Source organism: Enterobacter sp. DSM 30060 (genome assembly GCF_013375955.1).
GTDB classification, from domain to species: Bacteria; Pseudomonadota; Gammaproteobacteria; order Enterobacterales; family Enterobacteriaceae; genus Enterobacter; species Enterobacter intestinihominis.
In genome coordinates this window covers 2,595,705-2,609,696 of record NZ_CP056118.1, presented here as the reverse complement: position 1 = coordinate 2,609,696, position 13,992 = coordinate 2,595,705, and the positions used below count along the sequence as shown (strand labels likewise).

At 55.1% G+C, this 13,992-nt stretch carries 13 protein-coding genes; 11 read left to right on the top strand and 2 right to left on the bottom strand.

From position 1 onward, the window contains the following. Positions 1-20 precede the first annotated feature (20 nt). On the bottom strand, positions 21-2,546 hold the full coding sequence (gene mrcB / locus HWQ15_RS12390; protein ID WP_023305460.1) for a bifunctional glycosyl transferase/transpeptidase: 2,526 nt from the start codon (positions 2,544-2,546) through the stop codon (positions 21-23). 197 nt (positions 2,547-2,743) lie between these two features. Next, entirely contained in the window at positions 2,744-5,173 is a 2,430-nt protein-coding gene (gene hrpB, locus HWQ15_RS12385) for an ATP-dependent helicase HrpB (RefSeq protein ID WP_063148781.1), read from the bottom strand. Between the two features lie 73 nt (positions 5,174-5,246). Between hrpB and thpR the strand changes: the two genes are divergently transcribed. From thpR to HWQ15_RS12330, 11 genes are all read left to right on the top strand, one after another. Next, positions 5,247-5,801, top strand: coding sequence for an RNA 2',3'-cyclic phosphodiesterase (gene thpR, locus HWQ15_RS12380; protein WP_032625550.1), 555 nt, complete (start codon positions 5,247-5,249; stop codon positions 5,799-5,801). Continuing rightward, positions 5,791-6,495, top strand: coding sequence for a DNA/RNA nuclease SfsA (sfsA, locus tag HWQ15_RS12375; protein ID WP_032625548.1), 705 nt, complete (start codon positions 5,791-5,793; stop codon positions 6,493-6,495). Before thpR ends, sfsA begins: the two co-directional genes overlap by 11 nt. Positions 6,496-6,671: 176 nt before the next feature. Continuing rightward, positions 6,672-7,127: an RNA polymerase-binding protein DksA gene (dksA, locus tag HWQ15_RS12370; protein WP_001155232.1), complete on the top strand. Its 456-nt coding sequence runs from the start codon at positions 6,672-6,674 to the stop codon at positions 7,125-7,127. Positions 7,128-7,186: 59 nt separating this feature from the next. Further along, the gene (gluQRS, locus tag HWQ15_RS12365; RefSeq protein WP_022647088.1) at positions 7,187-8,077 is read left to right on the top strand and encodes a tRNA glutamyl-Q(34) synthetase GluQRS; all 891 of its coding nucleotides are present in this window, start codon (positions 7,187-7,189) and stop codon (positions 8,075-8,077) included. 42 nt (positions 8,078-8,119) lie between these two features. Beyond that, positions 8,120-9,517, top strand: coding sequence for a polynucleotide adenylyltransferase PcnB (gene pcnB, locus HWQ15_RS12360; RefSeq protein ID WP_071785222.1), 1,398 nt, complete (start codon positions 8,120-8,122; stop codon positions 9,515-9,517). After that, positions 9,514-9,993: a 2-amino-4-hydroxy-6-hydroxymethyldihydropteridine diphosphokinase gene (gene folK / locus HWQ15_RS12355; RefSeq protein ID WP_038415362.1), complete on the top strand. Its 480-nt coding sequence runs from the start codon at positions 9,514-9,516 to the stop codon at positions 9,991-9,993. The genes pcnB and folK overlap by 4 nt, the downstream gene beginning before the upstream one ends. A gap of 123 nt (positions 9,994-10,116) precedes the next feature. Then, complete coding sequence (panB, locus tag HWQ15_RS12350; protein ID WP_022647086.1) at positions 10,117-10,908, top strand: 3-methyl-2-oxobutanoate hydroxymethyltransferase; 792 nt, start codon at positions 10,117-10,119, stop codon at positions 10,906-10,908. A gap of 11 nt (positions 10,909-10,919) precedes the next feature. Continuing rightward, positions 10,920-11,771, top strand: coding sequence for a pantoate--beta-alanine ligase (panC, locus tag HWQ15_RS12345; RefSeq protein WP_022647085.1), 852 nt, complete (start codon positions 10,920-10,922; stop codon positions 11,769-11,771). Between the two features lie 31 nt (positions 11,772-11,802). Then, positions 11,803-12,183: an aspartate 1-decarboxylase gene (gene panD / locus HWQ15_RS12340; protein ID WP_022647084.1), complete on the top strand. Its 381-nt coding sequence runs from the start codon at positions 11,803-11,805 to the stop codon at positions 12,181-12,183. A gap of 324 nt (positions 12,184-12,507) precedes the next feature. Then, on the top strand, positions 12,508-13,119 hold the full coding sequence (locus HWQ15_RS12335) for a fimbrial protein (RefSeq protein WP_023299349.1): 612 nt from the start codon (positions 12,508-12,510) through the stop codon (positions 13,117-13,119). Positions 13,120-13,204: 85 nt separating this feature from the next. Further along, positions 13,205-13,948, top strand: coding sequence for a fimbrial chaperone (locus HWQ15_RS12330; protein WP_022647082.1), 744 nt, complete (start codon positions 13,205-13,207; stop codon positions 13,946-13,948). Positions 13,949-13,992: the final 44 nt, after the last annotated feature.

Below are 13,992 nucleotides of genomic sequence, written 5' to 3'. Positions count from 1 at the left end.
GGAAGGGGGTGTCATAAGGGCTAGTTGCCGCCGAACATATCCTTGATCCAACCGGCGACGCCGTCGCTGTCTTTCTTCTCTTCCTGCTGCTGCGGCTGTTGCTGCTGCGGCTGCTGAGGCTGAGAAGACTGATCGAACGGGTTACCTGTCGGTTCTTCTGGCTGGCTTTGCTGGCACAGCGCATCCGGGTTGGTCGTCCAGACCGGCAGCGAACGCACGCCGCCGCCACAGATGAAGTTACCCGAGCTGTCCACGCCCATATCGACGATATCTTCCGGGGCAACGAGGTTCAGCGGCACCGGAGACTGATTGGCCAGATAACGCTGGTAAATCGACATCGCGCCGCTCGCACCATACAGTTTGGTCGGCTGGTTGTTATCGCGGCCCACCCAGGTGATCACCACTTCACGGCCATCAATACCGGCGAACCAGGTATCGACGTTGTTGTTGGTAGTCCCGGTTTTACCCGCCAGATGCAGACCAGGATACTTCGCCCCCAGCTGACGCCCGGTACCGCGCTGGACCACCTGCTGCATGGTCCACAGCGTCATATAGGCCGCCTGCGCCGGAACAGCGCGCTCCGCCTGCGGGAAGCTCTGATACAGCACGGAGCCATCTTCGGCAATCACCGAACGCAGGGCGGAAAGCGGCGCTCGGTTACCGCCGCTGGCGATGGTCTGGAACGCCTGGGCCACTTCGATTGGCGTCAGGTTAAGCGCCCCCAGGATCATCGCTGGCACAGGGTGCAGCTGATCTTTCGGTACGCCCAGCTTCTGCCAGGTGTCGGTGATGGCGGGGAGGCCCAGCGCCATGCCGAGGTTAACAGTCGGCACGTTCATCGAGCGGGTTAACGCATCCACCAGCATCACCTGGCCGCTGAACTGCTTATCATCGTTCTGCGGAGACCACACCTGGCCGTTAGGCTGGCGCAGGGAGATTGGCGCATCGGCAATCCAGGTGTTCAGTCGATAGAGATTCGGCTGGCTCAGCGCGGTCAGGTAGGTTGCCGGTTTTGCCAGAGAACCAATCGAACGACGCGCCTGCATCGCGCGGTTATAGCCCGCATACTGCGGCTCGGCGCCGCCCACCATGGCGCGAACTTCGCCGGTGTTGCGATCAACTACCACCATCGCGGTTTCCAGATCGCTCAGCTTACGCTGCTTCTTCAGAACCGGAATACCTTCAACCGCCGCTTTTTCTGCCGCATCCTGCGCCACGGAGTCAAAGGTGGTGAAGATCTTCACCCCGGAGAGATCTTTCACTTTATCTCCGAGCTTAGACTGCAACTCCTGACGTACCATCTGCATAAAGGCAGGCTGCGGAGAGATCACCCCACCGCGCGGCTGAACGCCCAGCGGACGCGCGCTCAGCATGTCGTACAGCTCCTGGTCAATCACCTGCTGTTGTTGCAGCAGACGCAGCACCAGGTTACGACGCTCCAGCGCCAGTTTCGGGTTACGCCACGGGTTGTAGATCGACGCGCCTTTTACCATGCCCACCAGCAGCGCCTGCTGGTCAAGGCTCAGCTCTTCTACCGGACGGCCAAAGTAGTACAGGCTCGCCAGCGGGAAGCCGCGGATCTCGTTATCGCCGCTCTGACCGAGGTACACCTCGTTCATGTACAGCTCAAGAATACGATCCTTGCTGTAGCGCGCATCCATCAGCACGGCCATGTACGCTTCGTTGGCTTTACGCCAGTAAGAGCGCTCGCTGGAGAGGAACAGGTTTTTCACCAGCTGCTGGGTCAGGGTACTCGCCCCCTGCACCGTACGCCCCGCGGTCAGGTTAGCCAGTACCGCACGACCAATGGAGTAGAGGCTAATCCCGTCGTGCTCGTAGAAGTGGCGGTCTTCGGTTGCCAGCAGGGTATCCACCAGCAGATCCGGGAAGCCGTTACGCGCCACGAACAGGCGCTGTTCGCCGTTTGCGGACGACAGCATGGTGATGAGACGTGGATCGAGACGGAAGAAACCGAACTGGCGATCGTTATCCATGTTCTCAATGGTTTCCAGGCGATCGCCGTCAAAGGTCAGACGCGCGCGCACCTGCCCCTCTTTACTGTCCGGGAAGTCGAACGGACGGCGGATCATCTCAATGCTTTTCGCCTGGACGGTAAATTCACCCGGACGGGTCATTTTCGTGACCTGACGATACTGCGTGGCTTGCAGCAGCTTCACCATCTCATTCTTGCTGATGGACATGTCCGGCTCAAGGTTCACCATGCGGCCGTACACTGCCGCAGGCAATTGCCAGACTTTCCCGTCGATACGGCTGCGGATCTTCTGATCCAGATAAACGCCGTAAATCGCGATCAGGACAACAAAAACAATAAACAGCTTCAGCAGCAGCCAGAACCAGCCGCGCTTACCACGAGGCTTACGCCCTTTGCCTTTCCCTTTACGCGGCATCGGTTCTTCATCCTCATAATCGTCTTCATAGTCATCGTCATACTCCTCATCTCTGAGGCGACGACGGCTTACCTTTTCTTTCGCCGGACGCGTCGGCTTTCCCTTACGTCCTATTGGCTCGCGGTCATTCCCCGCCATGCTTTTTCTCCGCAACATTCAGGCGCAAAGGCCAGATTTTCTTATCTTGCACAGGTCAGTGAAAGAAGAAATCTCTCAAAATAAACAGCAAGACTTTCCTGACAGGAAAGTCTTTAGTGTTTTCTCCCTCTCCCTGTGGGAGAGGGCCGGGGTGAGGGCATCAGGCCGCACTTTACCTTTCAGGCCGCACTCCCCCATTACGAATATTTCTTCGTGCGCCGTGTCGGCGCGGTATTCGCCGGATCGTCCGGCCAGACGTGTTTGGGATATCGCCCCTTCATCTCTTTCTGCACTTCACGATAGCTCCCCGCCCAGAACGCACCCAGATCGCGGGTGATCTGCAAGGGACGATGCGCAGGCGAAAGCAGCTCAAGCACTAACGGCACGCGCCCTTCAGCGATGGACGGCGTGGTGGCCTCACCAAACATCTCCTGCATCCGAACCGCCAGCGCTGGCGGATTATCCTCATGATAACGAATGGCAATCCGGCTCCCGGTTGGCACAGTGTAATGCCCAGGCAGTTCACTATCCAGACGTTGACGTAACGACCAGTCCAGTAAATTCTGTAACGCTGCTTTAACATCAAGCGCCTTCAGGGCGCGCAGGGAGTGTACGCCGCTCATCTGCGGCAACAACCACTGTTCAAGCGTCGCGAGCAGCGTCTCATCATCCACCGCTGGCCACCCCTGTTCCGGCAGCCACTTCGCGGCGCAGTGCAGACGTATACGATATTGTTCAGCCTCAGGCGTCCAGTTCAACACGCTCAGCCCTTTTTCCCGAATGCCGTTCAGCATCGCCTGGTGTAACTCTTCCTCCGACGGCTTAGCCAGCGGTTTTGTCCCGAGCGTCAGTTTGCCAATCTGGCTACGACGGAACGCCTTCAGCGTGCCCTGGGCATCATCCCATTCGACGATGTCAGATTGCTGAAGCAGCTGCGGGCAGGCACGCGTCAGGGCGTCAATATCTACGGCAACCGCCTGCAAGATGCGCGCATCCGGGGAGTGACTACCCTGGAGTAAGAGCGGCGCGATCAGCCATTCATGACGCGTCAGAGCATCATCGCTGTCCAGCATCGCGCCCATCCCATTTGCCAGCTGATAGCGACCATCCAGCCCGCGACGGCGCGCGATTCTGTCCGGGAAGGCCTGGGCCAGAAGAGGGATAACTTTATCGCTGTCAGGCGATCCTCCCCGGCTCTTCAGGCGGTGACACAACTGCTGCGCGCGCTGTTGCCAGTTTCCCTGATGGCGTGAAAAGGCCTCTCCCAGATCGCTGCTGCCACCGCGCGGCGGCTCCTCAAGAATAGCCGCCAGTTTTGCCGCCGTGGCAATTTCATCGTCGCCTTGTGCTGCCACCAGCATCGTAGCCAGACGCGGATCGTTGCCCAGCGCCGCCATTTTCTGGCCGCGCGCCGTCAGTCGCTCGCCTTCCAGCGCGCCAAGCTGGGTCAGCAGGCTGCGCGCGGCGGAAAGGTTCACAACAGGCGGAGGATTAAGCCAGGTGAGCTGGTCAGGGTCCGGGCAGCCCCACTGCATCAGATCCATTACCAGCCCGGAGAGATCGCTTTGTAAAATCTCAGGCGTACTCTGCAATGCCGCACGCTCCGCCTGCTCGGCGCTGGTTAAATGCAGGCAAATACCCGGCTCAAGACGCCCAGCTCGGCCTGCGCGCTGCACCATTGAGGCCTGGCTGATGCGCTGCGTCAGTAGCCTGGTCAGCCCGGTACGCGGATCAAAACTGGCCACCCTCTCCTGCGTACTGTCCACCACCAGGCGAATGCCTTCGATGGTCAAACTGGTTTCGGCGATATTGGTCGCCAGTACCACTTTGCGCTGCCCCGCCGGTGCGGGAAGGATCGCCTTGCGCTGGTCAGCCAAATGCAGCGCGCCGTAGAGCGGGCACAGCATAACGTCACTGCTCACCCTGGATGCCAGTTGCTCCTGTACGCGCTGGATTTCGCCTACGCCGGGTAAAAACAGCAGCAGCGAGCCGGGTTCCTGACGGAGCAATTCGGCGGTGGCGATGGCAACGGCTTCGTCAAAACGCTGATGGGCAGGCAGCGGCTGATAGCGGCGCTCGACCGGGAACGCACGCCCTTCAGAGGAGATCATCGGCGCGTCAGGGAGCGTCTGCCGGAGCCGCTCGTTATCCAGCGTCGCCGACATAATCAGCAGCCGAAGGTCGTCGCGCAGCCCCTGCTGAACGTCGAGCAGCAGCGCAAGGGCCAGATCGGCCTGGAGGCTGCGCTCGTGAAATTCATCAAGGATCACCAGCCCGACGCCGCTCAGCTCCGGATCGTTTTGCAGCATACGGGTGAGAATGCCTTCAGTGACCACCTCCAGCCGCGTAGACGGGCCAATGCAGGTTTCGGCGCGCATCCGGTACCCTACCGTCTCGCCCGGTTTTTCATTCAGCAGTTCCGCCAGGCGCTGCGCCACATTGCGCGCCGCCAGCCTGCGCGGTTCCAGCAGGATAATTTTCCCGCTGATGCTCCCCTCGCGCAGAATTTGCAGGGGCAGCCAGGTGGATTTACCCGCTCCGGTGGGCGCGCTGAGCAAAACCTGTGGCGCATGTTCTAAGGCTGCGAGAAGCTCAGGAAGGACGACGGCGACGGGCAAAGAGGACACTTACGGCTCCAGAGGGTTAACATTAATCGGCGTACATTGTAGCATCGGCGCATATCATTACCGAGTCTTGCGCATGTCTGAGTCAAAACGGCTATTCTTCGCCATTGAATTACCCACCACGCTTCAACGGCAAATTGTTCGCTGGCGCGCCAGCCACTTCCCCGCGGAAGCGGGCCGCCCTGTCGTCGCCGCCAATATGCACCTGACGTTAGCTTTTCTTGGCGAGGTGAGCGCAGAAAAGCAGCGCGCGTTAAGCGCAATGGCCGGACGCATTTCTCAGCCGGGTTTTACGCTGCATCTTGACGATGCCGGGCAATGGCTGCGCTCTCGGGTGGTCTGGCTGGGGACGCGGCAGCCCCCCCGCGGACTGCTCCAGCTCGCCAACATGCTGCGGGCGCAGGCCGCGCGCAGCGGCTGTTATCAGAGCCCGCAGCCGTTTCATCCCCACATTACCCTGCTGCGCGATGCGGGTCAGGCTGTTGCCATCCCGCCACCGGGCTTTCACTGGTCCTTTCAGGTGAATGAATTTGCCCTATACGAATCTGCCTTTGTACAAGGACGCACCCGCTACACTCCGCTCCAGCGCTGGTCGCTGGGCGACACGTTAAGGAATCCTGATGAAGTTTAGCCCTGCACTCCAGCCCGCCACGCTGATCCAGCGTTACAAACGCTTTCTCGCTGACGTGATCACGCCTGAGGGCGAAACGCTCACGCTGCATTGTCCTAACACCGGCGCCATGACCGGTTGCGCCACGCCGGGTGACACGGTCTGGTATTCCACATCAGAAAATACTAAACGCAAATATCCTCATACCTGGGAAATGACCGAGACGCAAAGCGGGGCATTTATTTGCGTTAATACCCTGCGCGCAAATCAGCTGGTTAAGGAAGCCCTGACAAATGGAATCCTTCCTGAACTGGTGGGTTACGGCACGCAAAAAAGCGAAGTGAAATATGGCGATGAAGGCAGCAGAATTGATTTTATGTTACAGGCGGAAGACCGCCCTGAGTGCTATATTGAAGTGAAATCAGTGACGTTAGCGGAAGAGGAAAACGGCTTCTTTCCGGATGCGGTAACGCTACGTGGCCAGAAGCATCTGCGGGAGCTAATGAGTGTAGCGGCGGCGGGCAAGCGCGCCGTGTTGCTGTTTGCGGTTCTGCATTCAGCCATTGAACGGTTTTCCCCGGCCCGTCATATTGATCCTAAATACGCGCAATTGTTGAATGAGGCACAAAAGCAGGGGGTAGAGATTTTCGCTTATAAAGCGGAACTTTCTGCCGATAATATGACTCTGAGATCCTCTCTTCCCATTGTCCTATAAGGGATTAGACGATTGACTAATAAGTGTTCTGGCCGCGTGCGCAAATACGCTTTTCCTCACAGGGTTGTCAAGTGTTACGTTTAGATAATTGCCATACGGAAAAGCATCTGCTATTTATAGCGACCTGATTTTTCCCCCAACACGGGGATCGATAGTGCGTGTTAAGGAGAAGCAACATGCAAGAAGGGCAAAACCGTAAAACATCGTCCCTGAGTATTCTCGCCATCGCTGGGGTGGAGCCGTATCAAGAGAAGCCGGGCGAAGAGTATATGAACGAAGCCCAGCTGTCGCACTTCAAGCGTATTCTTGAAGCATGGCGTAATCAACTCAGGGATGAAGTCGATCGCACCGTTACACATATGCAGGATGAAGCTGCTAACTTCCCGGATCCGGTCGACCGTGCCGCTCAGGAAGAAGAGTTCAGCCTCGAACTGCGTAACCGTGACCGCGAGCGCAAACTGATCAAAAAGATCGAGAAAACGCTGAAAAAGGTCGAGGACGAAGATTTTGGCTACTGCGAATCCTGCGGTGTTGAAATCGGTATTCGTCGTCTGGAAGCGCGTCCAACAGCCGATCTGTGCATCGACTGTAAAACGCTGGCAGAAATCCGCGAAAAACAGATGGCTGGCTAACGCCTTCCCTCTCACTACTCTGCTAAGGCGGGAGTTTCTCCCGCCTTGTTACCGTTGATATGTCTGAATCTCACTATATCGGGCGCTTTGCGCCATCTCCCTCCGGTGAATTACACTTCGGCTCATTAATTGCCGCGCTCGGCAGCTACCTACAGGCTCGCGCCCGTCAGGGTAAATGGCTGGTTCGCATTGAAGATATCGATCCTCCGCGTGAAGTTCCCGGTGCGGCAGAAACTATTCTGCGTCAGCTGGAACATTACGGTCTTCACTGGGACGGCGACGTACTCTGGCAGTCTCAACGCCATGATGCCTACCGTGAACGTCTGGCGTGGCTTGCTGAACAGGGCCTTTCCTATAACTGCACCTGCACGCGTGCGCGAATTCAGAGCGTGGGTGGCGTTTACGACGGCCACTGCCGTACGCGGCACAACGGCCCTGAGAATGCCGCCGTACGGCTGATACAGCGCGCTCCGGTGACGCAGTTTACCGATGTCCTCTCAGGAACCATTCAGGCGGATGATCGTCTGGCGCGTGAAGATTTTATTATTCACCGTCGTGATGGCTTGTTTGCCTATAACCTGGCGGTGGTTGTCGATGACCATTTCCAGGGCGTCACGGAAATCGTGCGTGGGGCGGATTTGGTTGAGCCTACCGTGCGGCAAATATCGCTTTACCAGCAGTTTGGCTGGACGGTGCCGGATTACATTCATCTGCCGCTGGCGGTCAATGAACAGGGGAGTAAGCTGTCAAAACAGAATCATGCCCCGGCGCTGCCTGACGGCGATCCGCGCCCGGTATTGATCGACGCGCTGCGATTTCTCAACCAGAATGTAACGCAGGAATGGCAGGATCTGAGTCTGGATGAATTGCTGAAAACGGCCATTGCTGACTGGACGCTTATGGCCGTGCCAAAAATCCAGCATTCTCAAATGCGTTGCGCTGAGCTATGATTAGCCGCTTTTTTGATAACAAAACACACTACGAGGTGTACTATTTTTACCCGAGTCGCTAATTTTTGCCGTAAAGTGCTGAGCCGCGAAGAGAGCATGGCGAATGATGCTATTGCACAGCCACACATGTCGGTCATTCCGCGTGAGCAGCACAATATTTCCCGCAAAGATATCAGTGAAAATGCCCTCAAGGTGCTCTATCGTCTGAATAAAGCAGGCTACGAGGCCTATCTCGTCGGCGGCGGGGTGCGCGATTTACTGCTGGGCAAAAAACCAAAAGATTTCGACGTGACGACCAGCGCCACGCCTGAACAGGTGCGTAAATTATTCCGCAACTGCCGTCTGGTTGGTCGCCGTTTCCGTCTGGCGCACGTGATGTTTGGACCGGAAATTATTGAAGTGGCGACCTTCCGCGGTCACCACGAAGCGGGCGTCAACGATCGCACAACTTCCCAGCGCGGCCAAAACGGCATGCTGCTGCGCGACAACATCTTCGGCTCTATTGAAGAAGATGCTCAGCGTCGCGATTTCACCATCAACAGCCTTTACTACAGCGTGGCGGATTTTACCGTGCGCGATTACGTCGGCGGTATGCAGGATCTGAAAGACGGCCTGATTCGCCTGATCGGCACGCCGGAAACGCGCTATCGCGAAGATCCGGTCCGAATGCTGCGCGCCGTGCGTTTCGCCGCCAAGCTAAACATGCGTATCAGCCCGGAAACCGCAGAGCCGATCCCGCGCCTGGCGACGCTGATTAACGACGTCCCCCCTGCCCGTCTGTTTGAGGAGTCGTTAAAGCTGCTCCAGGCAGGCTACGGGTTTGAAACCTACAATTTGCTGCGTGAATACAACCTGTTCCAGCCGCTGTTCCCGACCATTACCCGCTACTTCACCGAAAACGGTGACAGCGCAATGGAGCGGATGATTGCACAGGTGCTGAAGAACACGGATACCCGTATTCATAACGATATGCGCGTGAATCCGGCGTTCCTGTTCGCGGCCATGTTCTGGTATCCGCTGCTGGAAACGGCGCAGCGCATTACCCAAGAGAGCGGCCTCGCCTATTATGATGCGTTCGCGCTGGCGGCAAACGACGTGCTGGACGAAGGCTGTCGCACGCTGGCGATCCCGAAACGTATTACCACGCTGGTGCGTGATATCTGGCAGCTTCAGCTGCGTATGTCCCGCCGTCAGGGTAAACGTGCCTGGAAACTGATGGAGCATCCTAAGTTCCGCGCCGCGTTCGATTTGCTCTCTCTGCGTGCTGAAGTCGAAAGAAACCAGGAGCTACAGCGCCTGGCGCAGTGGTGGGGAGAATTTCAGGTCTCTGCACCACCGGAGCAAAAAGATATGCTCACGGATCTGGATGACGAGCCGGCACCGCGCCGTCGTCACCGTCGCCCGCGCAAGCGCGCGCCGCGTCGTGAAGGCACAGCATGACCCTTGCGTATATTGCCATCGGCAGCAATCTGGCCTCTCCGCTTGAGCAGGTTAACGCTGCCGTTCAGGCGCTGGGGGAGATCCCGCAAAGCCATATCGTGGCGGTCTCCTCCTTTTACCGTACGCCCCCGCTCGGCCCGCAGGATCAGCCTGATTATCTGAACGCCGCCGTGGTGCTGGAAACAGCCCTTGACGCAGAAACGCTGCTGGATAATACCCAGCGTATTGAGCTACAGCAGGGTCGCGTACGTAAAGCCGAACGCTGGGGACCGCGCACGCTCGACCTCGATATTATGCTTTTCGGCCACAAGGTGATTAACACCGAGCGCCTCACCGTTCCGCACTATGACATGAAAAACCGTGGGTTTATGCTCTGGCCACTGTTTGAAGTCGCCCCCGATCTCACCTTCCCTGACGGCACCTCGCTGAACGCCGTTCTGCAAAGCCTCAACGCGGAAAAACCGGTCCGCTGGTAATCCCGTGTCACCCCCGATTAGCCATGTGTCAAATATGGTTAATCGATTGCCTAAAATCATTGTTCCCTCGAATGTTACTGTTAGAATGCGCAAAGATCCGCTTTTGGGCCATCAGGAAACAGTATGAAACCAACTACCATCTCCTTATTGCAGAAATGCAAACAGGAAAAGAAACGCTTCGCCACTATCACCGCGTATGACTACAGCTTCGCAAAACTGTTTGCCGAAGAAGGGATCAACGTCATGCTGGTCGGAGACTCGTTAGGGATGACGGTACAAGGACATGATTCCACTCTGCCGGTCACGGTCGAGGATATTGCTTACCATACCCGCGCCGTGCGCCGGGGTGCGCCCGCCTGCCTGCTACTTTCCGATCTGCCGTTTATGGCGTATGCCACCCCGGAACAGGCCTTTGAAAATGCGGCAACAGTGATGCGCGCCGGTGCCAATATGGTCAAAATCGAAGGCGGCGACTGGCTGGTCGATACGGTGAAAATGCTCACCGAACGGGCCGTGCCAGTTTGCGGGCACTTAGGGCTGACGCCGCAATCCGTGAATATCTTTGGCGGTTATAAAGTTCAGGGGCGTGGCGATGCGGCGCAGACGCTGTTTGATGATGCCCTGGCGCTGGAAGCCGCTGGTGCACAGCTGCTGGTGCTGGAGTGTGTGCCGGTTGAGCTGGCTAAGCGTATCACTGAGGCGCTGTCGATTCCGGTGATCGGCATCGGCGCGGGCAACGTCACCGATGGCCAGATTCTGGTCATGCACGACGCCTTCGGGATCACCGGCGGTCACATTCCAAAATTTGCTAAAAATTTCCTGACAGAAGCAGGCGACATGCGTGCTGCTGTGCGGCAGTATATTGCCGAGGTTGAGTCCGGCGTTTATCCGGGCGAAGAACACAGTTTCCATTAAGGAGTCCAGGTGTGCTAATCATAGAAACTCTGCCGCTGCTGCGCCAGCATATCCGCCGTGCACGTCAGGAAGGTAAACGTATCGCCCTCGTCCCGACCATGGGCAATCTGCACGACGGCCATATGAAGCTGGTCGATGAAGCGAGAGCCCGTGCAGATATCGTGGTAGTCAGTATCTTCGTTAACCCGATGCAGTTCGATCGCGAAGACGATCTGGCGCGCTATCCACGTACCTTGCAGGAAGATTGCGAGAAGCTCAAAAAACGTCATGCGGATATCGTCTTCGCACCGGCCCCCGCAGATGTTTATCCTCAGGGTACCACTGAAGCGACCTACGTCGACGTACCGGGTATTTCGACCATGCTGGAGGGTGCCAGCCGTCCGGGCCATTTCCGCGGCGTTTCCACCATCGTCAGCAAGCTGTTTAACCTGGTGCAGCCGGACATCGCCTGCTTTGGCGAGAAAGATTTCCAGCAGCTGGCGCTGATCCGCAAAATGGTTGCCGATATGGGCTACGACATAGAGATTGTCGGCGTGCCGATTGTACGTGCGAAAGATGGCCTGGCGCTTAGCTCCCGTAACGGCTATCTGACTGCGGAACAGCGTAAAATTGCGCCAGGCTTAAGCAAAGTCATGAATACCATGGCAGAGCAACTGCTGGCAAAAGAATTAACCGCAGAAGAAATCATCGCTCTGGCTGAACAGGCGCTGAACGAGAAAGGTCTTCGTGCTGACGACGTTCAAATTCGGGATGCCGATACGCTTCTGGAACTCTCAGATACCAGCAAACGTGCGGTAATTCTGGTGGCGGCTTGGCTCGGCCAGGCCCGCCTTATCGACAACAAAGTGGTTGAACTGGCGTAGTTTTACTACCCGGAAGTGAAAGGTAAACGTAATGATTCGCAAAATGCTACAAGGTAAGCTTCACCGTGTGAAAGTCACCCAGGCCGACCTGCACTATGAAGGCTCCTGCGCGATCGACCAGGATTTTCTCGACGCGGCGGGTATTCTCGAAAACGAAGCTATTGATATCTGGAACGTTAATAACGGCAAACGCTTTTCAACGTACGCGATTGCCGCTGAACGCGGGTCTAAAATCATCTCCGTTAATGGGGCAGCGGCGCACTGCGCGGACGTGGGTGATATCGTCATTATTGCCAGCTTTGTGATGATGTCTGACGAAGAGGCACGTCGCTGGCAGCCAAAAGTGGCATACTTTGAAGGCGATAATGAAATGAAACGTATTGCGAAGGCAATTCCGGTTCAGGTTGCCTAAGCCAATAGTACTATTATAAATTACCCGACAAATAGGTTGGGTAATTTATACATAATTAAAATGAATAGCGTTCTTTTTATATATTTTTATTAATATATTCAAGTCACCCTGCCGAACACCTGCTCATCAAAATAATGAACAATTATTATCATTCACTATTAAATAATCATATTGACTTAAAGATCGTTTAAGTATTTCTAACGCCTAACGGCTTCTCACAACCATTACTCATCACTTAGAATCCTTTTCCCGAAGCATCTGTTCGGAACGAACATAAGCCTTGCTTATGTTCACTTTTCTAGCATTTAAATATGGATATAAAAAATGTCTTTTAATAAATTAGGTCTGGCAACTGTAGTAGCAATGGTTCTGAGTGCGGGTTCTGCAATGGCAGCTGATATTCCTTCAGATACAGGCACTATTACTTTCCACGGTATGGTTTCTAATAACACCTGTAAAGTATCCCTGGATCAGAAGATTGACCAGGATGGTAATGATTTTGACGTTAACCTGGATACCGTGTTTGTAAAAGACTTCGCTAATGCGCTGGGTACCACCAGCACCCTGGGAGAAAAGAAATTCTCCCTCACCCTGACAGGTTGTGATTCTGCTACCGTCAACCAGGCATCTGCTCAGTTTGATTCCTGGGCGGGTTCTTCTTCAACTTCCGGCGGTCTGCTGGTTCCACCATCAAATACTCAAGGCGCCGCTAAAAACGTCAATCTGGTACTGTCAAACGATGGCAACTCCGCTACCGATCAGATCAAACTGGATCAGACCAACAATACCCAGAAAGCAACGATTGATACCACAGGCGCAGGCGCACTTTACTACCGTGTAGCGTATACCCAGGGTCAGAACTGGGATGCGGCCAACAACCCAGTGTCAGCTGGTGTGGTTCAGGCACAAGCTGCATTCACCATGATCTACGAGTAATTTTAAGCGCATAAATAAAATGCTCATATTATCCCCTGACGTACGTCAGGGGACTATTGATATCATTCCAACAGGAAGTGGAAAAATGTTAAGCACATCATTTTATAAAGGATTTAAAGCTGCCTGCTTTACAGCTGCTGCTGTCGCGTCATTCCAGGCAAGCGCAGATATCGTTATTTCGGGAACACGTATTGTTTATCAGCAGTCGCAAAAAGATGTCATCGTTTCTTTAGACAACCGTGGCAAAAAACCCCTATTAGTTCAATCATGGCTCGATGACGGTCGCGATGACACCAATCCACAGGAATTAAAACTACCGTTTATTATTACTCCACCAGTATCCCGAATTGATCCGCAAAAAGGTCAATCCGTTCGGATCTCGTACCTGGGTGGTTCATTGCCGCAAGATCGCGAATCCCTATTCTGGTTCAATGTGCTCGAGATTCCACCGAAGTCAAAAGTGAAAGACGGTGAAAATCCTAACCAGCTCCAGCTGGCATTCCGCACACGTATTAAACTCTTTTTCCGACCTGACGGCCTGAAAGGTACGCCAGGAGATGCAGCAGCCAAAGTAACGTGGTCACAACAAAAACAAGGTAATACGCTAAACCTGATCGCACACAATGATTCCCCTTACAACGTTTCTATTTCAAATGTAAAGCTGAAATCAGCAAATAAAGAGTACCAGGTTGAGCATAAATCTATTTTACCGTTTAGTACTCAAATTATGCAGGTAAAAGGTTTAGGTAGTACTGCCACCGGCACTGTTGCTTACGAAACCATTAATGACAATGGCGGCTCTGATACTTTTGAAAGCAAAGTAAATTAATAACCGCACCACCGCCACATTATAAATATAACACGTATGAATGA